The sequence below is a fragment of the Streptomyces sp. NPDC057682 genome (assembly GCF_042799575.1).
GTDB lineage: Bacteria > Actinomycetota > Actinomycetes > Streptomycetales > Streptomycetaceae > Streptomyces.
In genome coordinates, this window is sequence record NZ_JBHVIN010000009.1 from 52,830 (window position 1) to 78,529 (window position 25,700).

Below are 25,700 nucleotides of genomic sequence, written 5' to 3' on the forward strand. Positions count from 1 at the left end.
ATGTCGATAACGGCCAGTGAAGCCCGGAAGCACCTCTTTCCGCTGATCGAGAAGGTGAACGAGGACCACGCCCCTGTCCACATCACCTCTCGCAAGGGGAATGCGGTCCTCATGTCGGAGGAGGACTTCGCCTCCTGGCAGGAGACGATCTACCTGATGCGCTCGCCGGCCAATGCCCGCCGGCTCCTGGAGTCCATCGCAGAGGTCGAAGGAGGCCGGACGGAGCACCACGAACTGGTGGACGTTCCGGACGGCGAGGACGCCGAGGACGCCGGGTGAAGCTCACGTTCAGCTTGCGCGGGTGGGCCGACTACACCTTTTGGTCGGAGAGCGACCGTCGCATGACCCGCCGCATCAACCGGCTCATCACGGACGCCCTGCGCGACCCCTTCGACGGCATCGGGAAGCCCGAGCCCCTGCGTGGCGACCTCAGCGGCTACTGGTCGAGACGCATCGATGACGAGCACCGCTTGGTGTACAAGGCCACCGAGTCCGAACTCGTCGTCGTGCAGGCCCGGTATCACTACAACTGACCGCACGGCACGGCACGCTCAGCCCGCGACCGCCGTCAGGCAGCGGCTGTGCTTCGGGGTTTCGGCCTCGTCGATCAGGGCGACGGCGAGGTCCGCGTACGAGAAGGACTCGGCGTCCGGGAGCAGGGCGTGGCCGCCCGTCCGGTAGTGGCCGGTGCGCTCCGCCTCGTTGTCCAGCATGACCGGCGGCGGGGCGAGCACCAGCCAGTCGATGTCCGTGTCGGAGGCGCGCAGGACGTCCAGTTCGGCCGCGTGGCCGAGGGAGAAGGTACGGGCGTCCGCCGGGAAGCCCGGGGTGTCGTGGAGCATGACGCCCGGCGCCGCCTCCAGCGTCGTCCCGATCCCGACCAGCACCAGCCGGGCCACGCCCGCCCGCTCCAGCCCGGCCAGCAGCGCCTGCGCCGCGCCCACGAAGAACTCCGTCGACGGCATGTCCATCCGGCCCGCCGCCTGGACCGCCGCGTCGTGCCCGGCCGCCACCGCCGCCACGCTGTCCGCGTCGCTGACGTCCCCGGCGACCACGTCCACCCCGTCCCCGCCGAGGCCCGGATACCCGGCCGGGTCCCGCACCACCGCCGTCACCCGGTGCCCCCGCGCCGCCGCCTCCGCGACCGCCCGCCGACCCGCGCGCCCGCCGGCTCCGAACACCACGATCCTGCTCATGGGGTACCCCCTCCACCAGGGCCCGCGCATCCCCGCAGGCCGATGGCGCGACGGTAGGACGGCACCCCATGGTTTCCGCAACGATAGCGACGTCCACCAGGGCGGTTCCGTACGCTCGACGGTGTGAGCGAACCCCTTGACGCCGACATGTTCACCGGCTGCGACCACACCGATTCGCCGTTCCGCCTCGGCGGCAAATGGACCGCGAAGATCGTCCGCTGCCTGGAGGACGGTCCCCGCCGCTTCTCCGAACTCGCGGTCCCGCTGCGCGGCATCACGCCCAAGGTGCTGACGGAGACGCTGCGTTCGATGGAGCGGGACGGCCTGATCGCCCGTACGGTCGGCGACGGCACCCCGCCCCGCGTCGACTACGCCCTCACCCCGCTCGGCCGCTCCCTCCTCGCCCCGATGGCCGCCTGCTGCGCCTGGGCCGCCGCGCACCTCCCCGAGGTCGAGGGCGCCCGCGAGGCGTACGAGGACGCCGCCCCCGGCTCAGCCCTCCACTGACGCCCCCGCCTCGTCCGGCACCACGGCCCCACCCCCCAGCCTCGACCCCCGGCTCTCCGCGACCCGCTTCACATCCGTCAGCGACTCCTTCAACCGGCACGCCAGGAAGTGCAGTTCCGCCTCCGTCACCTTCCGGTCCGCCAGCAGATCCGCCGCATGCCGCAACAGCTCCCCCGCCATCCCGAGCTGTACGCTCTCCACCCCGTCGGCCATCCGCGACACGTACCCGCCGCCGTCCCCCAGCACGTAGCACGGCTTCCCGTCCTGCCCCTCCCACGGCAGCAGCCGCATCTCCTGGCTCTCGTACGTCATGCCCTCGCCCGCTTCCCGTTCGGCCCCCGGAGCGGGGGCGTGCGTTGTGTAGTGAATCCATCACAGAGTGGGGTCGCGCATCGCTACGCTGCCAGGGGGGCGGGGATGACAGCACGGGCGTCAGGGCCGTCGGAACGGGGAGTTGGGCACCATGGGAACGAAGCGAACGCCGCGCAGCCCTCGGCAGAAGTACGGCGAGGAACTACGGCTGCGCCGCATCGCGGCGGGGCTGACGCAGGAGGCGCTGAGCGAGCAGGTGGTGTGCTCGCCCACGTTGATCAGCCACTGGGAGGCGGGGCGGCGGCTTCCCAAGCCGGACGATGCGCAGCGGATTGACCGGGCGTTGGGGACTGACGGGTTCTTTGTCAGGTGGCTGGAGGACCTGGACACGGTGTTCGCGCGATACTTCGCGACCGTCGCGGACTTGGAGTCCGAGGCGACGGAGATCCGCCTGTACGGTGCCGCGCTCATTCCGGGATTGCTCCAGACGAGCGCCTACTCCCTGGCGGTGTTCAAGGCGTACCGACCGAACTACACCGCCGAGGAGCTTGACGAGTTCGTCGTCAGTCGCGGACGACGAGGCCTCATGCTCGACCGGCCGCATGTCCCAACGGCTTGGGTTCTGCTCGATGAGGCCGCTCTCAGGCGGCGCATCGGTGGACCAGCGGTGATGGCGGAGCAACTGCACAAGATCGCGGACATGACGGAGGCGGGACGCCTACGGATGCACGTACTACCTCTGTCGGCCGGAGCGCATGCGCTCCTGGAAGGCATGATCTACCTCCTGACGTTCGCGGACGGTGCTCCCCTTGCCTACGCAGAGGGCCTTCACACCGGAAACCTGATGGATGATCCGGCAACGGTTGCCGCCTGCCACACGTCCTATAACCTCGCCCTCAGCAACGCCGCTTCGCTCGACGAATCGGTAGCACTGGTCAGGGCTATCGCGAAGGAACACGAATCATGCTCAACGCCGGGGACGTCATCGTCGACAGCACCGCGCTGACCGGCTGGTTCAAGTCCAGCTACAGCGGCGGGAACAACGGCGAATGCCTGGAGGTCGCCGCAGGCCACCCCGTCGTCCCCGTCCGCGACAGCAAGGCCGCCCCCGCCGGACCCGTCATCGTGTTCTCCACCACGGGGTGGACGTCGTTCGTCACCGCGCTCAAGGCAGGCCAGCTCACCGACTGACCGAGCACGCCCCCCGCAGAGGAGTACGCGCATGCACCGCACCCTTGGCTCCACCGCTCTGACCGGCTGGTTCAAGTCCAGCTACAGCGGCGCCAACCAGGGCGAATGCCTGGAGGTCGCCGCAGGCCACCCCGTCGTCCCCGTCCGCGACAGCAAGGCCGCCCCCGCCGGACCCGTCATCGTGTTCTCCACCGCAGGGTGGACGTCGTTCGTCACCGCGCTCAAGGCAGGGAGTCAGCCCCGCTTGTAGTGGTAGCTCCCGGCGTCCACGTTGTAGAGGATCCCGCCGCTGTAGAGGGTGAAGTTGGACGGGCTGAAGGTGGTCCAGCAGTAGCCGGGGTTGGGGCCGTCGAGTTCGGGCTTGCTGACGTTGATGCGCTTGCCGTTGTCGGCCGTGGAGGTCACCTTGGCGACGTACGGGCAGGGGGAGGAGACGAGGCCCGTCATGCGGACCGCTCCCGTGGAGGAGATGGTGATCGTGGCGGGCTGATTCCCGTTGTAGACCTCGGCGTTCTGCCATGTGCCGACGAACGAGGACGGCACGGTTCCCCCGCCGCCGCCGGAGGAACCGCCGGAGGAGCCACCCGTGGTGGAACCCCCGGTGGTGGAGCCGCCGGTGGAGCCCGACCCTCCCGTGCTGGTGGTTCCGCCGGTGGCGGTGGTGCCGCCGGAGGAGGACGTGGAGCCGGTCGTGCCGCCGGAGGAGCCGGTGCCGGAGGTGGTCGCGGCGTCGCGGCCGTCGGTGCCGTTGCGGCCGTCCGATCCGTCACTGCCGTCCGTGCCGCCCGCCTTGCCGTCGTCGGCCTTGGGGCTCTTGGTCCGCGGCTTGGGCGAGGCGGTGCCGTTCGGGGACGGGGACGAGGAGGCGGAGGCGGAGGTCCCGGGGGTGACGCTCGCCGTGGCGGAGGGCGGGGCGGCGTGGGCGCCGCTGTCCGTGTCCTGGGAGAACAGTGGGAGGGCGACCATGGTGCCGCCGCCCCCGGCCAGGACGAAGATGACGGGGATGACGACGAGACGGCGGCGGCGGCGCTTCTCCCGGGCCTCCTTCGCGGGCTCCTCCCCGCCCTCGGGGGCGGCCGGAGGTGTCGCGGGCACCGGGGGCTTCTGCGCACGGCCCAGCGGCAGCGTCCCCCGTTCGCCCTCCTCGCGGACCGGTGCCGCCTCGGCGTCGAGGAGGCGGGCCGACTGACGGGCCAAATGGGCGATCACCTCGGAGGGCAGCCACGAGGCCCCGGCGGGGGGTGCGTCCTCCTCTTCCAGGAGCGCCCCGATCTCGGGCCGTTCGGCGACGGGCTTCGCCAGGAGGCGGGTGATCAGGGCGTGCAGCGCCGGATCGTCCACGCCCTTGAGGTCGGGCTCCTCCTCAAGGACCTGGTACATCACCGCGTGGTGGTTGCCCACGCCTTCGGCGAACGGGCGGTGTCCGGTGGCCGCGTACGTGAGGACGCAGCCGAGGGAGAACAGATCGCTCGCCGGGCCGACCTCGCCGCTGCGGATCTGCTCGGGGGACATGAAACCGGGAGTGCCGATCACCATGCCGGAGCTGGTCAGGGAGTTGACGGCCGTCTCGGCGGCGCGGGCGATCCCGAAGTCGATGACCTTGGGGCCGTCGACCGTGACCATCACGTTCGACGGCTTCAGGTCGCGGTGGACGATGCCCGCCGCGTGGATGTCCGCGAGCGCGCGCAGCAGTCCGTCGGCCAGGGTCAGGACAGTGGCGGCGGGGAGGGGGCCGTGGCCCCGGACGATCTGTTCCAGGGAGAGGCCGGGAACGTATCCCGTGGCCACCCAGGGGAACTCCGCGTCTGGTTCGGCGTCCAGGACGGGGGCCGTGTAGCGCTCCCCCACCCGCCGGGCGGCCTCGACCTCGCGCCGGAAGCGGGCGCGGAACTGCGGATCGGCCACGTGCTCCGCGTGGACCACCTTCACGGCGACGGTGCGACCGGCTTCGGAACGGGCGAGGTAGACCCGGCCCATCCCGCCCGAGCCGAGCCGGCCGAGCAGCAGATAGGGGCCGATGCGGGCCGGATCACCGACCGCCAGGGGCTTGATGCCGCCGTCGAGGTTGTCCTCGGCGCCCTGCTGGTCACCGTGGTGCGCGCTGGTCATGGTCGAGCTCTCCCCGTGGGTCCAGCCCTCCGTGCGTACGGAAGAGCATGTGTCGTCCGAACGTGGCTGAATTCAGGGCGACTTGATGCGGCGAATGGCCAGTCTGGTGTACATCGGCCGCCGGGTGGAACCACTTCGGGAGGTCTCCGCACGGCTGATGCGGGGCTGTTACACGTACACCGCTTCAGCCCCGCTTGTAGAAGTACCCGTCTCCGGCGGCGGCGCCTACGTTGTGCTGGATGCCGCTGCCGTTGAGGGTGAAGTAGGACGCTTCGAGGTTGGGCGAGCAGGGGCCGGGGGTGCCGCTCACGAGGTCGGTGGAGCTGACGTTGATCCGGCTGCCGCCGTTGGCCCGGGAGACGACGCGACCGACGTAGACGCAGTCGGTGAAGGAGATCTCCGAGAGGCGGACCGTGCCGTTGGAGGAGATGACGACGGTGGCGGGCTGGTTGATGTTGTAGGTCTCGCCGTACTTCCAGGTGCCGACGAAGGACGCGGGGACGGTGCTGCCGCTGCCGCCCCCGGAGCCGCCGCCCGTGGAGCCGGAGCCGCTGCCGGAGCCGCCGGTGGTCGTGGTGGTGCCGGACCCCGTGGTGCCGCCGCTGGTGGTGGTCGAGCCGGAGGTGCCTCCTCCTCCGCCGGACGTCGTGCCCCCGGACGTCGTACCGCCGGAGGTGGTGCCGCCGGTGGCCGTGGCGGCGGCGTCGCCGTCCTTGCCGTCGCGGCCGTCCTTGCCGTCCTCGGCGCCGGCCTCGGTCGCGTCGGCCTGGGGGCTCTTGTCGCCCTTCGGGGAGGCGGTGCCGGTGGCCGGCGGGGCCGAGGACGGGGTGCCGGGCGTGACGCTCGCCGTGGCGGAGGGCGGGGCCTTACGGGCATCGGCGTCGGCGTCGTGGCTGAAGGGCTGGAGGGCGATCATCGTGCCGCCGCCCCCGCCCAGGACGACGACGACCGGCACGGCGACGAACCAGCGGCGGCGGCGGCGCTTCTCGGCGGCCGGCTTCGGGGTGTCCGGATGCGTCGAGGCGGCGGCGGGCGCGGCCGGGACCGGCTCCGGGACGGCGGCCGGCGCGGCGGTCGGGGCCGGGGCGGCCGTCGGGGCCGGGCGGCCCAGGGGAAGCGTGCCCCGGTCGCCCTCCTCGCGTACGGGCGCGGCCTCGGCGTCGAGGAGGCGGGCGGACTGGCGGGCGAGGTGGCCGACCACCTCGGCGGGGAGCCAGGAGGGCGTGCCCGAGGCGGGTTCCAGTCCGGCCAGCAGGGCGTCCACCGTGGGGCGGGCGGCGGCGGACTTCGTGAGGAGGCGGGTGATGAGCGTACGGAGGGCCGGGTCGTCGATGCCGTCGAGGTCGGGGTCGGCCTCGACGATCTGGTACATCACGGCGTGCTGGTTGCTGACCCCGTTGGCGAACGGGAGGCGTCCGGTGGCCGCGTACGTGAGGACGCAGCCGAGGGTGAAGACGTCGCTGGCCGGGACCGCCTCCTGGCCCCGGATCTGCTCCGGCGCCATGAAGCCGGGGGTGCCGATCACCATGCCCGTACTGGTCAGGGACTCGACGGCCGTCTCGACGGCGCGGGCGATCCCGAAGTCGATGACCTTGGGGCCGTCGACCGTGACCATCACGTTCGACGGCTTCAGGTCGCGGTGCACGATGCCCGCCGCGTGGATGTCGCCCAGGGCGCGCAGCAGCCCGTCCGCGAGGGCGAGGACCGTGGCGGCCGGGAGCGGGCCGTGGCCCCGGACGATCTGTTCGAGGGAGAGGCCGGGGACGTACCCGGTGGCCACCCAGGGGAACTCCTCGTCGGGCGCGGCGTCCAGGACGGGGGCGGTGAAGCGGGCGCCGACCCGGCGGGCCGCCTCGACCTCGCGCCGGAAACGGGCGCGGAACTGCGGATCGGCCACGTGCTCCGCGTGGACGACCTTCACCGCCACCGTGCGCCCGCCCTCGGAGCGTGCGAGGTAGACCCGGCCCATCCCGCCCGCGCCGAGCCGGCCCAGCAGCAGATAGGGGCCGATGCGGACCGGATCGGCGGACGTCAGCGGCTTGATGCCGCCCGGTGCGTCCTCGGCGTCCCCGTTGTCGCCGTGGTCGCCGTCGTGCACGCTGGTCATGGTCGAGCACTCCCCGTGAGTCCGGCCCTCCGAACCCCCGAAGAGCGGTTGCCGTCCGAACGTGACCGGTCTCAGGACGACTTGATGCAACAGTCGATCAGTCTGGTGCACAGGGGTTACCGGGTGGAACCACTTCGGGAAGTCTCCACCCGGCTGATGCCGGGCTGTTACACGTACGCGGGGCGGCCGGAGTGCCCGTTCCGCACGGGGTGGTCGGCGCGCGGGGCGCCCGCTCGGGTGCCGGGCCCGGAGCGTTGTCCTCCGGTCATCGCGCGCCTGTACGGTGTGCGTTCCGTGAAGCCGCCCGAAAGGTGCTGAGTGTGTTCCGCTCCCGTGTCCTCACCGTTCCCCTCCTCGCGCTCGCCGGAGCCGCGTTCGCCCTGACCGGCTGCTCGTCGGACGACGGGGGCGTCGGCCCGGACGCCGCGTCCGACAGCGCGGGCATGGGTGTGGAGAGCGCGTCGCCCGGTGCCGGCAAGGAGGACGCGAAGGACTCCGGTGAGTCGGGGTCGGGCAAGGGCTCCGCGCGTCTCACGTACAGCGGGGGCGCCAGCGGCGAGGCGTCCATCGCGGAGGTGACCTGCGCGGTGCTGGCCGGGAAGCTGACCGCGATCAACGCGCCGGACAACTCCGGGAGCGCCGACCCGGCGAAGCCGTCCTTCACCGCCGTGCTGAGCGAGGGCAAGGCGATGAGCACGCTGGTCACACAGGACGGCAAGACCTATCTGGCCACCTCCGCGCCCGGCGTCACCGGCGAGAAGAAGGGCGACACCTGGGAGGTCACCGTGGCCGGACTGAAGCTGGGACCGACCGACATGAAGGGCGAGGAGATCACCGTCGACGGCAGCATCACCTGCGGCACCGTCGCCGGCATGTAGCCCCGCCGGGCTCCGGCGTCCCCCGCGGCTCGACGGGACCAACTCCCCGTTACCATCCGCCGCATGGGTAGACCGAAGCATTTCATGACCACCTTCGCGATCATCGCGATCTCCGCGGTTCTCCTCGCCGGATGCTCGTCCGACGACGACGCCGAAGCGAACGCGGCGGAGCCGGCGTCCTCGTCGCCCGGCTCCGCCCCCGCCTCCTCTCCCGCACCGCAGACCAGCGCACCCGCCCCCTACGTCCAGCCGGACGCGTGCAAGAGCCTCGGGCTGGCATCGGACGCGAAGCTCGGCGGCAAGGAGCTGGCGGCCTGCGTGAGCGCGGCGTTCGCGGCCTACGGCACGGGGACGGAGTCGCTGCTCGTCGGCAACCGGTCCGGCACCACGCGGTTCCGGATCGGGTCCGGTACGGCGCTGGCGGGGGAGGTCGACGGGGCGGACGGGAAGACCGGCACCAACGCGTACGTCTCGCTCGACGGCGAGGAATGGATCAAGTCCGACGGGGCCTGGGAGAAGAGCGACTCCAAGGAGGCGGTGGACGCCGAACTCGGCAAGAAGTACCGGACCGTCTCCGATCCCGCCGGCATCGCGGAGATCCTCGGCTCCTTCGCCACCTGGAAGGTCGACACCGAGAAGGCCCTGATCTCCCTGGAGAACGGCAAGGACGTCCAGGCGTGGCGCGTCACCAACGCGCTGCACTTCGACCACCAGGGCTCCGAAGTGGTCGAGTACATCGTGTGGCTGGAGGACGACGGCACCCCGGTCGGCGTCCAGAACACCTCGGAGACGGCCGGGCAGTCCGACACCTACGTCCAGCACTTCTACGACCTCGGGCAGCCGGTCACGATCGAGGCGCCGCCCCAGTAGTCCCCTCCCCCGGGACCCGGACCGCACAGCCGGGCCCCGGGGGAACCGCCGTCAGCAGGCGTGCTCGGCGTACCGGGCGGCCACCTCCGCCAGGACCTCCGCGCCGTCACGCGCCCACAGGTCCTCGTTGAAGATCTCCACCTCGATCGGCCCGTCGAAGCCCGCCGCCTCCACCGCCCGGCGGAAGAACCGGAAGTCCACGCTGCCGTCGCCCAGTTGGCCGCGCCCGAGCAGGACGCCCGCCGGGAGCGGGGTGATCCAGTCCGCGAGTTGGAAGGAGTGGATGCGGCCGCCCGCGCCGGCCCGCGCGATCTGGGCGGGGGCCCGGTCGTCCCACCAGAGGTGGTACGTGTCCACGACCACGCCCACCCGCTCGGCCGGGAAGCGCTCGGCGAGGTCCAGGGCCTGGGAGAGCGTCGAGACCACGCAGCGGTCCGAGGCGAACATCGGGTGCAGCGGCTCGATGGCCAGGCGCACCCCGCGCTCGGCCGCGTACGGAGCCAGTTCGGCCAGGGCGTCCGCGATGCGCTCGCGGGCCGCGTACAGGTCCTTGCTCCCCTCCGGCAGGCCGCCGGAGACCAAAACCAGGGTGTCCGTGCCCACGCCCGCCGCCTCGTCGATCGCGGCGCGGTTGTCGTCCAGGGCGGCGGTGCGCGCGGCCGGGTCGGCGGCGGTGAGGAAGCCGCCCCGGCACAGGCTGGTGACGGACAGGCCGTGGTCGGCGAGGAGGGCGGCGGTGCGCTCGACGCCGTACTCCTGGACCGGGGCCCGCCACAGGCCCACCTTGTCGATGCCCGCCTTCGCGCAGCCCTCGGCCAGTTCCGGCAGCGACCACTGCTTGATGGTCTCCTGGTTGATCGAGAGACGGCCGTCGCTCATCGGACGCCCCCGTTCACCGTGAGGAGGGCGCGCATCCGGGACTCGGCCAGCTCCGGATCGGGGAACAGGCCCAGCCGGTCGGCGAGTTCGTACGCCTTCGCCAGATGCGGCAGCGAGCGGGCCGACTGGAGGCCGCCGACCATCGTGAAGTGGTCCTGGTGGCCGGCCAGCCAGGCCAGGAACACCACGCCGGTCTTGTAGTAGCGGGTCGGCGCCTGGAACAGATGGCGCGACAACTCGACCGTGGGGTCCAGGAGTTCACGGAACGCCTTGGTGTCCCCGGTGTCCAGGACCCGCACCGCGTGCGCGGCCAGCGGGCCCAGCGGGTCGAAGATGCCGAGCAGGGCGTGGCTGAAGCCCCGGTCGTCGCCCGCGATCAGCTCGGGGTAGTTGAAGTCGTCGCCCGTGTAGCAGCGGACCCCGGAGGGCAGCCGGCGGCGGACGTCGATCTCGCGCTCCGCGTCCAGCAGCGACATCTTGATGCCGTCCACCTTGTCGGGGTGCTCGGCGATGACCTGGAGGAAGGTGTCGGTGGCCGCGTCCAGGTCGGCGGAGCCCCAGTACCCCTCCAGCGCGGGGTCGAACATCGGGCCGAGCCAGTGCAGGACGACCGGTTCGGAGGCCTGGCGCAGCAGGTGCGCGTACGTCTCCAGATAGTCCTGCGGGCCCCGCGCGGCGGCGGCGAGCGCGCGGGAGGCCATCAGGATGGCCTGGGCCCCGCTCTCCTCGACATGGGCCAGCTGCTCCTCGTACGCGGCGCGGACCTCCGCGAGCGTGGCCGGTCCGGCCGGGAGCTGGTCGGTGCCGACGCCGCAGGCGATCCGGCCGCCGACGGCCCTGGCCTCGGCGGCCGAGCGGCTGATCAGCTCGGCGGCACCGGCCCAGTCCAGGCCCATGCCGCGCTGCGCGGTGTCCATGGCCTCGGCGACGCCCAGGCCGTGCGACCAGAGGTGGCGGCGGAAGGCCAGGGTGGCGTCCCAGTCGACGGCGGCCGGGGAGTCGGGGCTGCGGTCGGCATACGGGTCGGCGACGACATGGGCGGCGGAGAAGACCGTACGGGAGGCGAGCGGTGCCCCGCCGGGGGCCAGGTCGAGCGGGGTGGTGCGGGGCTCGTACGGGCCCTGCGGGAGATGGATGGTCACGGCGAGAGCTCCAGGGGTCCGAGCGGAAGGCGGCCGGTCACAGCGACAGCTCGGGGACGTCCAGGCGGCGGCCCTCCGCGTGGGACTTCAGGCCCAGCTCCGCGAGCTGCACGCCCCGGGCGCCCGCCATCAGGTCCCAGGTGTAGGGCTCGTCGAGCACGACGTGGCGCAGGAACAGCTCCCACTGGGCCTTGAAGCCGTTGTCGAACACCGCGTTGTCGGGGACCTCCTGCCACTGGTCGCGGAAGGACTCGGTGACGGGGAGGTCCGGGTTCCACACCGGCTTGGGGGTCGCCGAGCGGTGCTGGACGCGGCAGTTGCGCAGGCCCGCGACGGCGGAGCCGTGGGTGCCGTCGACCTGGAACTCGACCAGCTCGTCGCGGTTGACCCGCACCGCCCAGGAGGAGTTGATCTGGGCGACCGCGCCGCCCTCCAGCTCGAAGATGCCGTACGCGGCGTCGTCGGCCGTCGCCGCGTAGGGCTTGCCGTGCTCGTCGCGGCGCTCGGGGATGTGGGTCCGGACGTGCGCCTGCACGGTGGTGACCCGGCCGAACAGCTCGTGGAGCACGTACTCCCAGTGCGGGAACATGTCGACGACGATGCCGCCGCCGTCCTCCGCGCGGTAGTTCCACGAGGGGCGCTGGGCCTCCTGCCAGTCGCCCTCGAAGACCCAGTAGCCGAACTCGCCGCGCACGGACAGGATCTCGCCGAAGAAGCCGCCGTCGATCAGCCGCTTCAGCTTCAGCAGGCCCGGCAGGAAGATCTTGTCCTGGACGACGCCGTGCTTGACGCCGGCGTCCCGGGCGAGACGGGCCAGCTCCAGGGCGCCCTCGACGTCCGTGGCGGTGGGCTTCTCGGTGTAGATGTGCTTGCCGGCCGCGATGGCCTTCTTGATCGCCTCGACCCGGGCGGAGGTCACCTGGGCGTCGAAGTAGAGGTCGACGGTGTCGTCCGCGAGGACCGCGTCCAGATCGGTCGACCACTCGGTCAGCCCGTGCTTCGCGGCCAGTTCCTCCAGCGCGTGGGCGCGGCGGCCGACGAGGACCGGCTCGGGCCACAGCACGTTGCCGTCGCCGAGATCGAGGCCCCCCTGCTCGCGGATCGCGAGGACCGAGCGCAGCAGGTGCTGCCGGTAACCCATGCGCCCCGTGACGCCGTTCATGGCGATGCGCACTGTCCTGCGTGTCACGAAAGTTCCTCCATACAGCCGTAGCAAGCGCTTTCTATGCGGTATGACGCTAGCCTGCCGACAGCGGCCCGGACAAGAGGGGGCGCGCTGATCGGTCCGGCCCCGCCCCCTCACCACTCCTCGGAGGAATGCGATGACAGTCACCCTGGCGGACGTGGCGGCCCGCGCCCGGGTGTCCCCCGCCACCGTCTCCCGCGTGCTGAACGGCAACTACCCGGTGGCCGCGTCCACCAGGGAGCGGGTGCTGCGGGCGGTGGACGATCTGGACTACGTGCTCAACGGGCCCGCGAGCTCGCTGGCCGCGTCCACCTCGGATCTGATCGGGATCCTGGTCAACGACATCGCCGACCCGTTCTTCGGGATCATGGCGGGCGCGGCCCAGACGGAGATCGGCGGTCCGGGCGACGGTTCGGGGCGGGCGGGCGGCGAGAAGCTGGCCATCGTCTGCAACACCGGCGGCACCCCGGAGCGCGAGCTCACCTATCTGACCCTGCTCCAGCGCCAGCGCGCCGCCGCCGTCGTCCTCACCGGCGGCGCGATCGAGGACCCGGCCCACCAGGCCGCCGTCTCCGCGAAACTGGCGAAGCTCGCGGACGCGGGGACCCGGGTCGTCCTGTGCGGGCGTCCGCCGCTGCCCGACAACTCCTCGGTGCTGGCCGCGCTGGCCTTCGACAACCGGGGCGGCGGCCGTCGCCTCACCGAGCACCTGCTCTCCCTGGGCCACCGCACGATCGGCTATGTCGCGGGCCCGGCCGAGCGCACCACCACCCGCCACCGCCTGGAGGGCCACCGCGAGGCCCTGGCGGCGGCCGGGCTGTACGGCGACGGCTCGGCGGCCACCGGTCCGGGCGGCGACGGCTCGGCGGGGGACGGGCCTGCGGTGCGGCGGTACGGGGACGGTTCGGCCGGGGACGGGCGTCCGGCGGGCCCGGACGAGGACCGGCTGACCGTGCACGGCTCGTACGACCGGCGCTCCGGCTACGAGGCCACCGTCGAACTCCTGCGCCGCGAACCGGAGATCACCGCCGTCGTCGCCGCCAACGACACCGTGGCGCTCGGCGCGGCGGCGGCCGTCCGCGACCAGGGGCTGCGCATCCCGGAGGACGTCTCCGTGGCCGGCTTCGATGATCTGCCGTTCTCCGTGGACGCGGTCCCCGCCCTGACCACCGTGCGTCTCCCGCTCGTCGAGGCGGGCGCGCGGGCGGGCCGCCTGGCCACGGGCAAGGAGGCCCCGCCGCCGGGCGGCATCGCGACGATCGCGGCCGAACTGATGGTCCGGGGGTCGACGGCGGCGCCCCGGCGGTGAGACGGGGACGGGGTCGTACACGACCAGGCGCCGTCGCAACTGCCCTTGGGCTGCCGCCCGGACCGACGGAAGGAACACGCACGTGAAGCTCGCCTTCTCCACCCTCGGGGTGCCGGGGCTGCCCATCGCCGACGTCGTCCGGCTCGCCGCCGGGCACGGCTACCAGGGAGTGGAGCTGCGCGCCCACCCCGAGGAGGCGGTGCACCCGGGGAGCACGACGGACGAACGGGCCGCCGCGGTGGCCGAGTTCACCCGGGGCGGGGTCGAGATCCTGACGGTGGCGGGATACGCGCGGGTCGCCGCCGAGGGCGAGGACGTCCCCGTGCTGGAGGAGATCGCCGCCCTGGCCCGGCTGGCCCACGACCTCGGCGCGCCCCATGTCCGGGTCTTCCCGGGCGGCGGCGGTCAGGACCCGGCCACCGCCGACGCGACCGCCGTCCGCCGGCTCGCCGCCGCCGCGCCGTACGCGGCCGGGCTGGGGGTGCGCCTGCTGCTGGAGACCCACGACTCGCACCGCGCGGGGGCCGACGCGGCCCGGGTGGCCGGGGCGGTGGGCCATGACGCCGTCGGCGCGCTCTGGGACGTCATGCACACCTGGCTCGCGGGTGAGGACCCGGCGGCCAGCCATGCGGCGCTCGCCCCGTACCTGGGATACGTCCAGGTCAAGGACATCGCCTCGGCCGAGGACACCACCCCGGTGGCGCTCGGCGCGGGGGTGCTGCCGCTGGCGGACTGTCTGGCCACACCGGTCTCGGACGGCTGGGTCTGCTGGGAGTACGAGAAGCGCTGGCACCCGGGGGCGGCGGAGCTGCCGGGGCTGCTGGGCGCGGGGCGTGACCATCTGCTGGGGCTGGTGGCACCCGGGCGGTAGGCGTCCTCAGACAGGGATGGGTTCGGCGGCCGGGTCCGGCACCGCCTTGCGCCGTGTCCCGGGAAGCGAGGTGAGGGCCACCCCGCCGACCAGGAGGGCCGCCGCGCACCAGCGCAGCGGGCTCACCGGCTCACCGAGGAGGAGGGCGGCGGAGGACATGCCGAAGACCGGGACGAGGAGGGTGAACGGGGCGACGGAGGAGGCCGGGTAGCGGCTGAGCAGGAAGCCCCAGGCGCCGAAGCCGAAGACGGTGACGACCCAGGCGACGTACACGATGATGCCGACGCCGCTCCAGTCGAGCGCGGCCAGCGCCGCCCGGTCGCGGCCCCAGCCCTCGAAGAGGAGCGAGAGGCCGAGCAGTGGCAGGACGGGCACGGTCGAGACCCAGACCATGAAGTTCAGCGAGTCGGGCGGAGCGGCCTTGCGGGTCAGTACGTTCGACACGCCCCAGCAGGCCGCGGCGGCGATCACCAGAACGAAGGCGAGCACCGGGCCGCTCGCGCCCTCGTCGACGGCGGCCACCCCGATCCCGGCCACGGCCACCGCCATCCCGGCGAGCTTCACCCGGCCGGGGCGCTCGCCCAGCGCGACGGCGGCGAACAGGGCGGTGAAGACGGCCTGGCCCTGGAGCACGAGCGAGGAGAGCCCGGCGCCCATCCCCCGGTCCATGCCGATGAACAGCAGCCCGAACTTGGCCACCCCGAGAGCCAGTCCGACGCCCACGATCCACTTCCACGCCACCTTGGGCCGGCCGACGAAGAAGACCGCGGGCAGGGCCGCGACCAGGAAGCGCAGGGCGGAGAAGAGCAGCGGCGGGAAGTGGTCGAGGCCGACCTCGATGACGACGAAGTTGACACCCCAGAGGGCGGCCACGAGCGCGGCCAGGGCGATGTGGAGAGGACGCATGCCCCGAGGATCGCCCGGCCCGACCATGTAGCACCAGCGCGGATTCCTTCATGGTGGAATTGAGAGCTGCTAATGAATCGATGGGTCGGTGGTTCCCGGACCCGTGAGGCCTGGAGGTTGTGGTGCTCGATCTCGCCCGGCTGCGCGCCCTGCACGCCGTCTCCGTCCACGGCTCGGTCGCGGGGGCCGCCGCGGCCCTCGGCTACACCCCGTCGGCCGTCTCCCAGCAGATCACCAAGCTGGAGCGGGAGACCCGGACGACCCTGCTGGAGCGGCGCGGCCGGGGGGTGGCGCTGACCGAGGAGGCCGTCCACCTCGCCGCCACCGCCCAGCGGTTGCTGGCCATCGTGGAGCAGGCCGAGACCACGCTGGAGGAGCGCCGGGGGGTGCCGACGGGGCGGCTGTCGATCGGGGCGTTCGCCTCGGCGGCGCGCGGGCTGCTGCCCGGGGTGCTGGCGGAGCTGGCACGGGCCCATCCGGACCTGGACGTGCGGCTGACCGAGGTCGATCCGCATCTCTCGGTGGACCTGGTGGCCAAGGGCGTGGTCGACCTCGCCGTGGCGCACGACTGGGACATCGCGCCGCTGCCCGCGCCGGACGGGGTGGCGCAGGCGGTGATCGGCGACGACCTGTGCGATCTGCTCGTCCCGGCCGGTCACCGGCTGGCGGGCCGGGACGGGGTGCGGCGCGAGGAGCTGGCGCGGGAGCGGTGGATCTGCCAGCCCCCCGGCACGGTCTGCCACGACTGGCTCGTACGGACGCTGCGGGCCGCCGGGTACGAGCCGGACATCCGCCACCAGGCCGAGGAGAACCACACCCAGCTCGCCCTGCTGGCCGCCGGACTCGGGGTCGCCATGATCCCCCGGCTGGGACGCGGTCCCCTCCCCGAGGGCGTCGTGGCCGTCCGCATGGACCCCGTGCCGCAGCGCCGCCTCTACGCCCTGTGGCGCACCGAGGCGGCCCGCCGCCCGGCGATCACGGCGGCGGTCGCCGCGCTCCAGGACCAGGGCTCCGGGGTGGGCCTGCGACCGGCCGGGGCACCCCCTGGCGCCTGAGGCGGCCTAGGAACAGCGGTCCAGGAAGCGCCGGGCGTCCTCGGCGGCGTATCCGCGCAGTACGTACCGCTCCGCGAGGTCCGCGGCCCAGGGGGCGAGGTCGTGCGGCTCCCGCTTCACCTCCGCGAGCCAGTCGAACATCGCACCGGCGATCCACGCGCCGATGCGCACCGTCCATTCCTCGGCGAAGCCGTCCCCGGCCGCCAGGCCCAGCCGTTCGGCCTCCCGGCGCACGTCGGCCATGCGCTCCCGGGTGACGGTGCGCGGGTGCGGCATGAGATCCCGCAGCAGGATCCGCACATCGACCCAGTCCGGACGGGGCTCCGCCTCCTCGTCGTCGTACTCCTGGTCCGGCAGCTCCGGCGGCGGCTCCGGCACGGGCAGTCGCTCCGCCGGCAGCAGCGCCTCCAGAGCGGCGCGGACCGCCGCGACGTCCTCGCGGTCCACCGGGTGCCGGGGCGGCCTGCGGCCGTCCATCCCCCAGGCGTCCGCGAGTTCGCGCACCGCCGGGGGCAGGAGCGGCGTCTCGCCCTCCTGGGGTTCCCGGCCCCGTGCGCGGTTGCGCGGCCGGCGCAGGGCGAGGAGCCGGGAGCGGGCCTCCTGCCGGTCCTCGCGGTCCAGCGATTCATCGGCGACGAGGCGCAGCAGCGCCGCCTCGCCCTCCGGCACGCCCAGCTCGTCCAGGAAACGCATCCCGGGGTGGGCGGGCAGGCCCGCGCGCACCCAGCGCTCGGCCAGCGCGGCGGCGCGCGCGGGGTCGCTCAGCCCGGACACCTCCCGCCGCTCCCCCAGGGATTCCAGCAGCCGCTGGAGCGCGGACGCCACGCGTTCGCGTTCGCGCTCCCGGTCGAAGAGCTCCCGCTGCTCCGCGGTGAGCGGCGGGGGCGGTTCGGGCACCTCGTCACGGAGGTACCCCTCCCACAGCTCGTCCGTCCAGCCCTCCGGCCGGACCCGGGGCACCCGCGCCGCGGCCTCCGCGCGCTCGTACAGGTCCCACAGCTCGTCCGTCCAGCCGGCCGGGGCGGGCCCGTACGCGTCGAGTCCCGCCGCCAGGGCGTCCAGGTCCGACCGCTCACCCATCGCTCCGCCGTCCTCCGTCACGAGACACCCAGGTATTCCATCGCGGTCCTGGGGTCCTTCAGCTTGCCGGTCATGCGTGCCTCGTACTTCTCGCTGTCGCTCTTGGCGTTCCAGGCCTCGTCCATTCTCCTGAGCTGGTCCGGAGTCAGGTCCTGACCCGCGATGCGCGCCCCGACGTCGTTCTTGGCCATCTCGGTCGCCGGGGTGCCCGGGGGCCGCGGCTTGTTCTTGTTGGACGGCTTGTTGAACCCGTCGAAGATCTTGTACCAGCCGTCGAGGCTCTCGACCTCGTAACGGGCCTTCCGGCCGGGCTTCGCCTTCTGCCACTTCCCGAGCCGTTCCACCTGGGCGGGCAGGGACGGGGAGGTCGTGGCGTTGCCGCGGTTCTTCACCTCCACGACGTTCACCGTGCCGTCCTTCCCCCGGTAGACGACGTCGACGTCGTCGATGCCCGCGACGTCGAACGTTCCGCCGTTCCCGTCGGGGACGTCCGTCAGTTTGAACTTGTCGCCGACCGCGGAGTGGACGAGGGTCCCGTCGGCCGCCTCGTCACGGGCGACCCGGCGCACGGTGTTGGACTCGGCCAGGGCCTCGGCCAGCTGGTCGGCGTTCTTGGCGTTGAGGACCTTGGCGCCGAGCTTCTGGCGGCTCAGCCCGTCGACGTTCTTCTGCCGCAGCAGATCCGTGACGTCCTTCAGCGCGTCCGCCGCCGCATCCTTGCCGATCTCCTTCTTCGCCGGGTCCGGATCGTCCTTGGCCCGGTCCAGGAGCCGCTTCAGCTCGTCGTCCTGGAGGCGGACGCCCTCCCCCTTCGCCTGCTTCATCGCCTCGCGCAGCACCGCCTCCTGCGCGTCGAGGGCCTGCTGCCGGGCCTCCCGGGCCGCCTGGACCGCGTCGTCGTCCGGTCCGCACTGACTGGCGTTCGTGAAGACGGCCGGTCCGGTTCCGCCCGTGCGGAGCACGGCCGGTGCGGCGTGCCCGCCCCGGGTGCCGGGGCCGGCCACCGCGCCCGCGGTCCGGGCGACCACGACGCGTCCCGGCGCCATCGCGATGTTCTTGCACGCCTCCTTCTGGCTCTCGCGCGCCTTCTCGGCGGCCTCGTCCGCGTGCTTCCGCGCCTCGTCGGCATGCTTCTGGGCCTCGCCGAGATCGCCGCGCTTCGCCGCCTCGTCGGCCTTGCCGGCCGCTTCGGCCGCGCGTCCCGCGGGGGTGTCCGGGAACTTCGGCTTCTTGATCTTGCCGAGCTTGGTGAACTTCTTGAAGGTCTTGGGCGAGAGGATGCCGACGACGCCGAGCAGCGTGTTCCCGATGGACGCCCCGTAGTTGCCCTTCTTCCAGTTCTCCTTGTCGACGAACATGTCCGTGCCCAGGTCCCACCCGAAGTGCAGGCCCTTCTTGGCACCGTCCCAGACGGCTCCGAGCTTGTCCCCCTTCTTCCACTTCTCGGAGACGCTGCCGCCCTTCTTCTTCCACCAGTCGGTGGTGTAGTCCTTCAGCCCGTTCCAGCTGTCGGTGACCACCTTCTTGGGGTTGGTGACCAGCGCGTACGTGTCGTTCACGAGTCCGGTGAACGGGGCGACGAAGAAGCCGCGGGTGTGGTCCCACCAGCTGCGGTCGTTGCGCTCGTCGGGGATCAGCGGCTCGTCGGGGTCCTCCTTGAAGTCGTCGTTGTCGACCTCACGCCGAAGGGGGCCGGGCGCCACCGGGTGCGTATCGCCGTCCCCGCTCACTACCACGATGTCGCCGGGATCCCCGGAGCCGTCGCCCCCGGAGTCCCCCGTGCCGCCCGAACCACCGCCCACGTCCCCGGACTTCGCCGGATCGCCCGCTTCCGTGTCCGCGCCGCCGCCACCGCCGCCGCAGTCGCCGCCCCCGACGATCCGGCACACCTGGGTGCCGAACTTCCCCGCGATCTCGCCGCCGACGCCCGTGGCCACCAGCGCCGTGACGACGGCCGCGACCACCAGGATCAGGCCCACGTACTCCGTCGCCGTCTGGCCCGTGTCCCGGCGCCACAGGATCATCCGCTCGATACGGAAGCCCCTCGGCCGCTCACGCCGGTCGACGGGCGAGGCGAACCACGCACGGGACTCCGGCGTGCGCAGCAGCACCAGCACCGCGATCGGAAGCGCGGTCTGGGTGAACCCGCGGAAGTCCAGATGCAGCAGCGAGACGAACGACAGCCACAGCAGCCAGCACTGGACGGCCACGAGCCCCCGGGCCACCCATACGCCCCCGCACCTCACCCGCCGCGCCAGCACCACTCCCGCCACGGCCGGCAGGGAGTCGTAGACCAGCACTCCGAGCAGTTCGCCGTTGACGTAGGTGACCATCGACAGCACGGACACCACATAGACCAGGGCCAGCCCCGCCTGGACCCACTGCAGCCCCTGCACCCACAGCAACGGCCTCGGCAACGGCACGCGCCCCGTAACCGGCGCCCCGTCAGTTCCCCCACCCACACCAGTCATATTCGTACGCTAATGCGAATGCCTTGGGCCCCACATAGGCCCCAGGACCCAACTGCGGTCACATGTGGTCGAGTTCACACAGATACCCACGCACCTCGCACCCGCCGAGGCCGGGGACGCGCGGAAACGGCTCGCACTCTTGACCGGAAGTTATTTTCTGGATATCCGTGCTCCTTGGCAGTTTCTTTCACCACCCCCTCGTCACCGAGTACGGCCGAAGGAGCTCACGTGCACGACCGCACCTCCCGACGGACCCTTCTCACCGCCACCGCGGCCACCGCCGTCGCGGCGGCCGCGGGCATGGCGACCGCCCCCGGCGCCCTCGCCGCCCAGAAGTCCGCGCCCACCAGCCACACCTCCGCCGCCACCACCCGGCGGCTGAAGCGGCTCATCTCCCGGATGAGCCTGGAGGAGAAGGTCGGCCAGCTCTTCGTCATGCGGGTCTACGGGCACTCCGCCACGGACCCGGACCAGGCGGACATCGACGCCAACCTCGCGGAGATCGGGGTGCGCGACGCGGCGGAGATGATCGCCAAGTACCACGTGGGCGGAATCATCTACTTCGCCTGGGCGCACAACACCCGCGACCCGCAGCAGATCGCCGAACTCTCCAACGGCATCCAGCGGGCCGGGCTCTCCGGTCCCAGCCGGCTGCCGCTGCTCATCTCCACCGACCAGGAGCACGGCATCGTCTGCCGGGTCGGCGAGCCGGCCACGCTGATGCCGGGCGCGATGGCGCTGGGCGCGGGCGGATCGCGGTCCGACGCCCGCAGGGCGGGCCAGATCGCGGGCGCGGAGCTGGCCGCCATCGGCATCCGCCAGAACTACGCCCCGGACGCGGACGTCAACGTCAACCCGGCCAACCCGGTGATCGGCGTCCGGTCCTTCGGCTCCGACCCGCAGTCCGTGGCGGGGATGGTCGCCGCACAGGTGAAGGGGTACCAGAGCGCCAAGATCGCCTCCACGGCCAAGCACTTCCCCGGCCACGGGGACACCAGCACCGACAGCCACACCGGCCTGCCGGTGATCGGGCACACCCGGGAGCAGTGGGCCGAGCTGGACGCACCGCCGTTCCGGGCGGCCATCGCCGCCGGCATCGACTCGATCATGACCGCGCACATCGTCGTGCCCGCGCTCGACCCGGCCGAGGACCCGGCGACGCTGTCGAAGCCGATCCTCACCGGCATCCTGCGCGAGGAGCTGGGCTACGACGGCGTCGTGGTCACCGACTCGCTCGGCATGGAGGGCGTGCGGACCAAGTACGGGGACGACCGGGTGCCGGTGCTCGCGCTCCAGGCGGGTGTCGACCAGCTGCTCAACCCGCCGAACCTGGACGTGTCCTGGAACGCGCTGCTGGCGGCCGTCAAGAGCGGTGAGGTCAGCGAGGCCCGGCTCGACGAATCGATCCTGCGCATTCTGCGGCTGAAGGCGAAGCTGGGGCTGTTCGACGACCCGTACGTCAGCGCCCGGGGCGTGGACCGCACCGTCGGCACCCCGGCGCACCTCGCCGCCGCCGACCGGATCGCCGAGCGCACCACCACCCTGCTGGCCAACCCGGGCGCGGTGCTGCCCCTGTCGCGGCGCTCGCACAAGAACCTGCTCGTCGTGGGCGCCGACCCGGCCTCCCCCTCGGGAACGACGGGCCCGCCGACGACCACGCTGGCCGAGGCGTTCAACGAGCTGGGCCACACGGCCACGGCGCTGTCCACCGGCACCGCGCCGACCCGGGCGTCCATCGACGCGGCGGTGGCCGCGGCGGCGGGCAAGGACGCGGTCGTGGTGGGGACGTACAACGTCACGGCGAGCAGTTCGCAGCGCACCCTGGTGCGCGAACTGGCCGCGACCGGGGTCCCCGTCATCACGATCGCCATCCGCAACCCGTACGACATCGCCCAGCTGGACGGGACGGGATACGCGGCGAACCTCGCGGCGTACTCCTGGACCGATGTCGAACTGCGCGCGGCGGCCCGGGTGATCTCCGGGCAGGCGAGACCGCAGGGGAAGCTCCCGGTGCCGGTGCAGCGGGCCGACGACCCGTCGAAGGTGCTGTACCCGGTCGGGTACGGGCTCTCGTACTAGGGCGTCCTACGGGGCGGGCTCGGGCTCGCCCCGTACGGAACCGGGGAACGACCGGGCGGGCGGCCGCGTGTGCGACCGCCCGCCCGGTTCCCGGTCGCGCCGTCCCCCGTCGGCACGTCCGGACCTCCCCCCGGCTCCCCCGTTTCCCCCGGTGGTCCCCGTCCCTCCCCGAGGGGGACCACCGCAACCTAACAACGGGGAGCCGGCTTCCGGCCGGTGGCCGCGATCCGGTGGACGCATCGCTCAGAACCCGACGACGCATTGCGCATACGCGCCGGTCAGGCGGCTCCGGAGCGGTCCTGCGGGGCGTCCGTGCCGTTCAGCCGGCGCATCCGGTGCTCCTGGGGCGAGACGCCGTGGGCCGCGCGGAACGCACGGCTGAAATCGGAGGGGCGCGGGATGCCCCAGCGGGCCGCGACGGCGTGCACGGGCAGGGAGCGCAGGGCCGGGTCCTCCAGGTCGAGGCGGGCCCGCTCCAGCCGCTGGGCGCGGATCCAGGCGGCGACGGTCGCGCCGTTCGACTGCCGGCCGAAGACGCGGTGGAGGTAGCTGAGGGAGATGTGGTGCGCCTCGGCGACCACGGCCGGGGTCAGCCCGGGGTCGTGGAGATGGCGCTCGATGAACGCCCGGATGCTCTCCATCAGCTGCCGCAGCCGCGCCTCCTGCGGGGGTTCGGCCGCCGCCTCCACCCTCGGGGCCAGCCAGGCCGCGACCAGGCCGACCGCGGCCGTGCTCAGCCGGGCGGCCTCCGCCGGTCCCAGCGAGGCGGCGCGGCGGTCCACCGACAGCAGGAACTCCCCGAGGATCGCGCCGACACCGTCATCGGCGGAGAAGCCGCGCCCCTGCACCGGGGCCAACTGCTCGGGCGACCAGGGCAGCAGCGACATCGGCAGGTCCAGGCCGATGGCCTCGACGGACCGTTCGTGCGCGGGAACGTTCCGGGAGTCGTACGTCCCGAGTTCCACGGAGACGGAGTCGTCGAGTACATGGAGATCGCCCGGCCGGAAGGTCTGGGTCGGCTCCGATCCGCGGGTCAGGGCCAGGCCGCCCTTGAGGACCAGCGTCAGGTGGTACATGCCCGGGTCCTCCGGGCGGGCCAGGGCCGGTCCGTTGGCGATCCGCACCCCGGAGAAGGACGAGCGCAGCAGCGTCACCCTGCCCATCCTCAGGCTGCGCACGCTGGCCCGGAACGTGTCGGCGCGTTCCGCGCTCACGTCACAGGCGCGGGACTCCCCGATCAGACGTCTCCACGTCTCCAGTCCCCGCGCGGCCCGCATGTCCGCGGTCCGGAACATGGTGCCCCCGCCCTCCGCCGTGCCTGTCCTGTCAACGCCCCCGGCACGTGCGGGCTTCCCGTTCTGCGATGTCACCTCCCTATGATCGATCCTGGCCACGGTGGCTTGTTCACGGGGTCGTTCACGCGAACGCCGGCGGACGCGAGGAGCGTCCGCCGGCGTGTCGGTGCGCTACGGGCGCCGGACGCCGAGCCGGTGATCGGTCGTCAGGTCCTTCTTGTCGAGCCGCGCGTCGAACTTCGCGAGCGGCTTGGCGTTCGCCGGGTCCGCCTGGACGGCGGCCGGGGCGACACCGGCCCAGCGCAGGATGGCCGCGGTGGCCGTGGCGTTCTGCGCCGCGGGCAGCCCGGCGACGTTCGAGCCGTGGTTGCCGCCGGGGACGGTGAAGACGTAGCTGTCACGGGCCCGGTGGCCGGGCCGGAAGCGCTCGGCGCCCCACGGGTCGTTCTCGCCGTAGACGTACAGCATGTTCTCGGCGTGGTTGCGGACCCAGGTGTCGACGTCCCGCATCGCCGAGGGCTGGAACTTCATCGGGATGGAGCGGGGCACGAAGTTGCGCGGCGGCTGGTAGCCGTAGCGGCTGAGCGTGCCGAGCCAGGGCTGCTTGATGTCGGGCGAGCCGAGCTGGGTGCCCGCCTGGTAGTAGTACGGGGTGTAGTTGGCGAGCCCCTGGTCGGCGTAGGCGGAGAAGCCGGAGATGCCGTCGACCGAGTCCCAGATCTCCTGGTCGGTGGCGTTCTTCGCGTCGGCCGGGATCGTGTCGCAGTCCGAGAGCAGGCTGTACTGCCAGTAGGCCCAGACGTAGTCCATGACGACGGCCTCGTAGGCCTTGTCGAGGGTGCCGACGGTGGTGAAGGTGTAGCCGTTGGCGGCGGCGTACTGGGCGTACTTCTCCTCGAGCGGCTCGCGGCGGACCAGGGCCTCGCGCTGGACGCCCTGGAGCCGGTCGCGGCACTCCTTGGTGCCGACGGTGGCGAAGAACCGGTCGTAGGCCGAGTCCTCCTTGTTGACCACGTCGTTGGGCGCGACGTACGCGACGACGCCGTCCATGTCCTTGGGGTAGAAGCGCTCGAAGTAGGTGGCGGTCATGCCGCCCTTCGAACCGCCGGTGGCCAGCCAGTTCTTGGAGTAGATGCGCTTCAGCGCGGTGAAGACGCGGTGCTGGTCGCTGGCGGCCTGCCAGATGTCGAGCTTGGACCAGTCGGCCGGGGCGGGGCGCGACGGGGTGAAGAACCGATACTCCAGGGAGACCTGGTTGCCGTCGACGATGCGGGTCGGCTCGGAGCGGCTGGGGTTGGTGGAGACGTTGTAGCCGCTGGTGTAGAAGACGGTCGGCCGGGAGGTGTCCTTGTGCAGCAGGGTGATCCGCTGCTGGAACGTCCCCTTGGAGGGGTTCCGGTGGTCGACCGGCTGGGTGTAGTTGAGGACGAAGTAGCGGTATCCGGCGTAGGGCTTCTCCTCGATGAGGCTCATTCCCGGGATCGCCAGGATGCGGTCCTTGATGTCCGTGCTGGTTCCGCTGTCCGTGACGGCGGATCCGTTCACGGCCGGTTCGGCGGCGGTGGCCGCCCCGGCCGAGGCACCTGTCGCGCCGACCGTGCCGATCAGCACCGCGAGCGACAGGATCCCTCTGAACGCCTTACGCATGCACCCTCCCCATGATTCACATCAGTTCGACGTGAACCTAGCGGGGCGGCAGCGGTACCACCAGACCCTGCGGCGGGGGCATGCGGGCAGGTCACCCGGTCAGCAGAGAATCCACGGCGTACTGCCGGACTTTCCCGCGATCGTGCCCGAGACCCGCACGCACCGGTTCAGCGCGTGCACGGTCACCGGCCCGGCCTGCCGGGTGAACGAGCCGCTGTCGGTGACCGGGAGCCCGCCGCGCGGCTGTATGCGCACGGCCATCGCCCGGCGCGCCCCGGGCTTGGCGGCGACCGCCGTGGCACAGGCGTAGGCGCGGGTCCGGTAGACGCGCAGTTCCCCCGTCGCGAAGCGGACCGTCTTGGCGGGCCGCCCGGCGCAGACCGATGCGGCGGCGGCCCCGCTCGCCTCCACCCCGCCGACGACGAGCCCCAGGGCGGCCGTCAGGGCCACGGCCAGCAGCCGGCTCGGGCCACCTCTCCCGCGTACGCCCCGGCCGTTCCGCACGGTCCTTCTGATCACAGCAGCCCCATCGCTCCGTCGAACACCAGCGCTCCTGCCCGACACCTGAGCGCACACACGTCCCTGTGCCTACGACGCGCGCCACCCGTCC

Annotated in this window: 25 protein-coding genes; 12 read left to right on the forward strand and 13 right to left on the reverse strand. The window is 72.6% G+C overall.

Annotated features, from left to right (window positions below; all coding sequences use genetic code 11):
* Together ACFVDM_RS18160 and ACFVDM_RS18165 are read left to right on the forward strand one after the other, a co-directional pair.
* Window positions 1-279: a type II toxin-antitoxin system Phd/YefM family antitoxin gene (locus tag ACFVDM_RS18160; protein WP_383640271.1), complete on the forward strand. Its 279-nt coding sequence runs from the start codon at window positions 1-3 to the stop codon at window positions 277-279.
* Window positions 276-533, forward strand: coding sequence for a Txe/YoeB family addiction module toxin (locus ACFVDM_RS18165; protein ID WP_383640274.1), 258 nt, complete (start codon window positions 276-278; stop codon window positions 531-533). Before ACFVDM_RS18160 ends, ACFVDM_RS18165 begins: the two co-directional genes overlap by 4 nt.
* Before the next feature lie 18 nt (window positions 534-551).
* Here the strand turns inward: ACFVDM_RS18165 and ACFVDM_RS18170 are convergent, their stop codons facing one another.
* Window positions 552-1,196, reverse strand: a complete 645-nt coding sequence (locus tag ACFVDM_RS18170; protein WP_383640277.1) for an NAD(P)-dependent oxidoreductase — start codon at window positions 1,194-1,196, stop codon at window positions 552-554.
* 147 nt (window positions 1,197-1,343) lie between these two features.
* Between ACFVDM_RS18170 and ACFVDM_RS18175 the strand changes: the two genes are divergently transcribed.
* The gene (locus tag ACFVDM_RS18175) at window positions 1,344-1,703 is read left to right on the forward strand and encodes a winged helix-turn-helix transcriptional regulator (protein WP_383640996.1); all 360 of its coding nucleotides are present in this window, start codon (window positions 1,344-1,346) and stop codon (window positions 1,701-1,703) included.
* Here the strand turns inward: ACFVDM_RS18175 and ACFVDM_RS18180 are convergent.
* Window positions 1,689-2,015: a hypothetical protein gene (locus ACFVDM_RS18180; RefSeq protein WP_383640280.1), complete on the reverse strand. Its 327-nt coding sequence runs from the start codon at window positions 2,013-2,015 to the stop codon at window positions 1,689-1,691. The genes ACFVDM_RS18175 and ACFVDM_RS18180 overlap by 15 nt on opposite strands.
* 151 nt (window positions 2,016-2,166) lie before the next feature.
* Between ACFVDM_RS18180 and ACFVDM_RS18185 the strand changes: the two genes are divergently transcribed.
* From ACFVDM_RS18185 to ACFVDM_RS18195, 3 genes are read left to right on the forward strand one after another with little or no spacing between them, the layout of a single operon-like run.
* Entirely contained in the window at window positions 2,167-3,021 is an 855-nt protein-coding gene (locus tag ACFVDM_RS18185) for a Scr1 family TA system antitoxin-like transcriptional regulator (RefSeq protein WP_383640283.1), read from the forward strand.
* Entirely contained in the window at window positions 2,979-3,206 is a 228-nt protein-coding gene (locus ACFVDM_RS18190) for a DUF397 domain-containing protein (protein ID WP_383640286.1), read from the forward strand. Before ACFVDM_RS18185 ends, ACFVDM_RS18190 begins: the two co-directional genes overlap by 43 nt.
* 31 nt (window positions 3,207-3,237) lie before the next feature.
* On the forward strand, window positions 3,238-3,456 hold the full coding sequence (locus tag ACFVDM_RS18195; protein ID WP_383640289.1) for a DUF397 domain-containing protein: 219 nt from the start codon (window positions 3,238-3,240) through the stop codon (window positions 3,454-3,456).
* On the opposite strand, the gene ACFVDM_RS18200 is transcribed toward ACFVDM_RS18195, so the two are convergent.
* Window positions 3,441-5,315: a serine/threonine-protein kinase gene (locus ACFVDM_RS18200; RefSeq protein ID WP_383640292.1), complete on the reverse strand. Its 1,875-nt coding sequence runs from the start codon at window positions 5,313-5,315 to the stop codon at window positions 3,441-3,443. The genes ACFVDM_RS18195 and ACFVDM_RS18200 overlap by 16 nt on opposite strands.
* A gap of 184 nt (window positions 5,316-5,499) precedes the next feature.
* Window positions 5,500-7,422: a serine/threonine-protein kinase gene (locus tag ACFVDM_RS18205; protein ID WP_383640295.1), complete on the reverse strand. Its 1,923-nt coding sequence runs from the start codon at window positions 7,420-7,422 to the stop codon at window positions 5,500-5,502.
* 320 nt (window positions 7,423-7,742) lie between these two features.
* Between ACFVDM_RS18205 and ACFVDM_RS18210 the strand changes: the two genes are divergently transcribed.
* Window positions 7,743-8,300: a hypothetical protein gene (locus tag ACFVDM_RS18210; protein WP_383640298.1), complete on the forward strand. Its 558-nt coding sequence runs from the start codon at window positions 7,743-7,745 to the stop codon at window positions 8,298-8,300.
* 63 nt (window positions 8,301-8,363) lie between these two features.
* Window positions 8,364-9,170 carry a hypothetical protein gene (locus tag ACFVDM_RS18215; protein WP_383640301.1) on the forward strand — a complete coding sequence of 269 codons (807 nt, stop codon included), beginning with the start codon at window positions 8,364-8,366 and terminating at the stop codon, window positions 9,168-9,170.
* Between the two features lie 51 nt (window positions 9,171-9,221).
* Here ACFVDM_RS18215 and ACFVDM_RS18220 read toward each other — a convergent pair whose 3' ends face one another.
* From ACFVDM_RS18220 to ACFVDM_RS18230, 3 genes are read right to left on the reverse strand one after another with little or no spacing between them, the layout of a single operon-like run.
* Entirely contained in the window at window positions 9,222-10,049 is an 828-nt protein-coding gene (locus ACFVDM_RS18220; protein ID WP_383640304.1) for a sugar phosphate isomerase/epimerase family protein, read from the reverse strand.
* The gene (locus ACFVDM_RS18225) at window positions 10,046-11,191 is read right to left on the reverse strand and encodes a dihydrodipicolinate synthase family protein (RefSeq protein WP_383640306.1); all 1,146 of its coding nucleotides are present in this window, start codon (window positions 11,189-11,191) and stop codon (window positions 10,046-10,048) included. Before ACFVDM_RS18225 ends, ACFVDM_RS18220 begins: the two co-directional genes overlap by 4 nt.
* 37 nt (window positions 11,192-11,228) lie before the next feature.
* A complete protein-coding gene (locus tag ACFVDM_RS18230) occupies window positions 11,229-12,380 on the reverse strand; it encodes a Gfo/Idh/MocA family protein (RefSeq protein ID WP_383640309.1) in 1,152 nt (383 codons plus the stop codon).
* A gap of 133 nt (window positions 12,381-12,513) precedes the next feature.
* Between ACFVDM_RS18230 and ACFVDM_RS18235 the strand changes: the two genes are divergently transcribed.
* Window positions 12,514-13,686 carry a LacI family DNA-binding transcriptional regulator gene (locus tag ACFVDM_RS18235; RefSeq protein WP_383640312.1) on the forward strand — a complete coding sequence of 391 codons (1,173 nt, stop codon included), beginning with the start codon at window positions 12,514-12,516 and terminating at the stop codon, window positions 13,684-13,686.
* Between the two features lie 82 nt (window positions 13,687-13,768).
* On the forward strand, window positions 13,769-14,557 hold the full coding sequence (locus ACFVDM_RS18240) for a sugar phosphate isomerase/epimerase family protein (RefSeq protein WP_383640315.1): 789 nt from the start codon (window positions 13,769-13,771) through the stop codon (window positions 14,555-14,557).
* Between the two features lie 6 nt (window positions 14,558-14,563).
* Here the strand turns inward: ACFVDM_RS18240 and ACFVDM_RS18245 are convergent, their stop codons facing one another.
* Complete coding sequence (locus tag ACFVDM_RS18245; protein ID WP_383640318.1) at window positions 14,564-15,463, reverse strand: EamA family transporter; 900 nt, start codon at window positions 15,461-15,463, stop codon at window positions 14,564-14,566.
* Between the two features lie 122 nt (window positions 15,464-15,585).
* Here ACFVDM_RS18245 and ACFVDM_RS18250 point away from each other — a divergent pair, with 122 nt between their 5' ends.
* On the forward strand, window positions 15,586-16,518 hold the full coding sequence (locus ACFVDM_RS18250; RefSeq protein WP_383640321.1) for a LysR family transcriptional regulator: 933 nt from the start codon (window positions 15,586-15,588) through the stop codon (window positions 16,516-16,518).
* Between the two features lie 6 nt (window positions 16,519-16,524).
* On the opposite strand, the gene ACFVDM_RS18255 is transcribed toward ACFVDM_RS18250, so the two are convergent.
* Together ACFVDM_RS18255 and ACFVDM_RS18260 are read right to left on the reverse strand one after the other, a co-directional pair.
* Window positions 16,525-17,598: a hypothetical protein gene (locus ACFVDM_RS18255; RefSeq protein ID WP_383640324.1), complete on the reverse strand. Its 1,074-nt coding sequence runs from the start codon at window positions 17,596-17,598 to the stop codon at window positions 16,525-16,527.
* A gap of 17 nt (window positions 17,599-17,615) precedes the next feature.
* Window positions 17,616-20,021, reverse strand: a complete 2,406-nt coding sequence (locus ACFVDM_RS18260) for a hypothetical protein (RefSeq protein WP_383640326.1) — start codon at window positions 20,019-20,021, stop codon at window positions 17,616-17,618.
* Between the two features lie 276 nt (window positions 20,022-20,297).
* On the opposite strand from ACFVDM_RS18260, the gene ACFVDM_RS18265 reads away from it, so the two are divergent.
* Window positions 20,298-22,148 carry a glycoside hydrolase family 3 protein gene (locus ACFVDM_RS18265; RefSeq protein ID WP_383640329.1) on the forward strand — a complete coding sequence of 617 codons (1,851 nt, stop codon included), beginning with the start codon at window positions 20,298-20,300 and terminating at the stop codon, window positions 22,146-22,148.
* A 278-nt stretch (window positions 22,149-22,426) separates the two neighbouring features.
* Here the strand turns inward: ACFVDM_RS18265 and ACFVDM_RS18270 are convergent, their stop codons facing one another.
* The 3 genes from ACFVDM_RS18270 to ACFVDM_RS18280 form a co-directional block, all read right to left on the reverse strand.
* The gene (locus tag ACFVDM_RS18270) at window positions 22,427-23,443 is read right to left on the reverse strand and encodes an AraC family transcriptional regulator (RefSeq protein WP_383640332.1); all 1,017 of its coding nucleotides are present in this window, start codon (window positions 23,441-23,443) and stop codon (window positions 22,427-22,429) included.
* A gap of 171 nt (window positions 23,444-23,614) precedes the next feature.
* Window positions 23,615-25,090 (reverse strand): S28 family serine protease, encoded by a 1,476-nt coding sequence (locus ACFVDM_RS18275; protein WP_383640335.1) that lies wholly within the window; start codon window positions 25,088-25,090, stop codon window positions 23,615-23,617.
* Between the two features lie 99 nt (window positions 25,091-25,189).
* Entirely contained in the window at window positions 25,190-25,609 is a 420-nt protein-coding gene (locus ACFVDM_RS18280) for a hypothetical protein (RefSeq protein ID WP_383640338.1), read from the reverse strand.
* Window positions 25,610-25,700 lie beyond the last annotated feature (91 nt).

Coding starts and splice junctions, on each gene's coding strand:
- ACFVDM_RS18275 (WP_383640335.1), bottom strand. CDS start 25,090: ATGCGTAAGGCGTTCAGAGGGATCCTGTCGCTCGCGGTGCTGATCGGC.
- ACFVDM_RS18185 (WP_383640283.1), top strand. CDS start 2,167: ATGGGAACGAAGCGAACGCCGCGCAGCCCTCGGCAGAAGTACGGCGAG.
- ACFVDM_RS18215 (WP_383640301.1), top strand. CDS start 8,364: ATGGGTAGACCGAAGCATTTCATGACCACCTTCGCGATCATCGCGATC.
- ACFVDM_RS18190 (WP_383640286.1), top strand. CDS start 2,979: ATGCTCAACGCCGGGGACGTCATCGTCGACAGCACCGCGCTGACCGGC.
- ACFVDM_RS18220 (WP_383640304.1), bottom strand. CDS start 10,049: ATGAGCGACGGCCGTCTCTCGATCAACCAGGAGACCATCAAGCAGTGG.
- ACFVDM_RS18235 (WP_383640312.1), top strand. CDS start 12,514: ATGACAGTCACCCTGGCGGACGTGGCGGCCCGCGCCCGGGTGTCCCCC.
- ACFVDM_RS18175 (WP_383640996.1), top strand. CDS start 1,344: ATGTTCACCGGCTGCGACCACACCGATTCGCCGTTCCGCCTCGGCGGC.
- ACFVDM_RS18270 (WP_383640332.1), bottom strand. CDS start 23,443: ATGTTCCGGACCGCGGACATGCGGGCCGCGCGGGGACTGGAGACGTGG.
- ACFVDM_RS18195 (WP_383640289.1), top strand. CDS start 3,238: ATGCACCGCACCCTTGGCTCCACCGCTCTGACCGGCTGGTTCAAGTCC.
- ACFVDM_RS18255 (WP_383640324.1), bottom strand. CDS start 17,598: ATGGGTGAGCGGTCGGACCTGGACGCCCTGGCGGCGGGACTCGACGCG.
- ACFVDM_RS18180 (WP_383640280.1), bottom strand. CDS start 2,015: ATGACGTACGAGAGCCAGGAGATGCGGCTGCTGCCGTGGGAGGGGCAG.
- ACFVDM_RS18170 (WP_383640277.1), bottom strand. CDS start 1,196: ATGAGCAGGATCGTGGTGTTCGGAGCCGGCGGGCGCGCGGGTCGGCGG.
- ACFVDM_RS18205 (WP_383640295.1), bottom strand. CDS start 7,422: ATGACCAGCGTGCACGACGGCGACCACGGCGACAACGGGGACGCCGAG.
- ACFVDM_RS18245 (WP_383640318.1), bottom strand. CDS start 15,463: ATGCGTCCTCTCCACATCGCCCTGGCCGCGCTCGTGGCCGCCCTCTGG.
- ACFVDM_RS18200 (WP_383640292.1), bottom strand. CDS start 5,315: ATGACCAGCGCGCACCACGGTGACCAGCAGGGCGCCGAGGACAACCTC.
- ACFVDM_RS18160 (WP_383640271.1), top strand. CDS start 1: ATGTCGATAACGGCCAGTGAAGCCCGGAAGCACCTCTTTCCGCTGATC.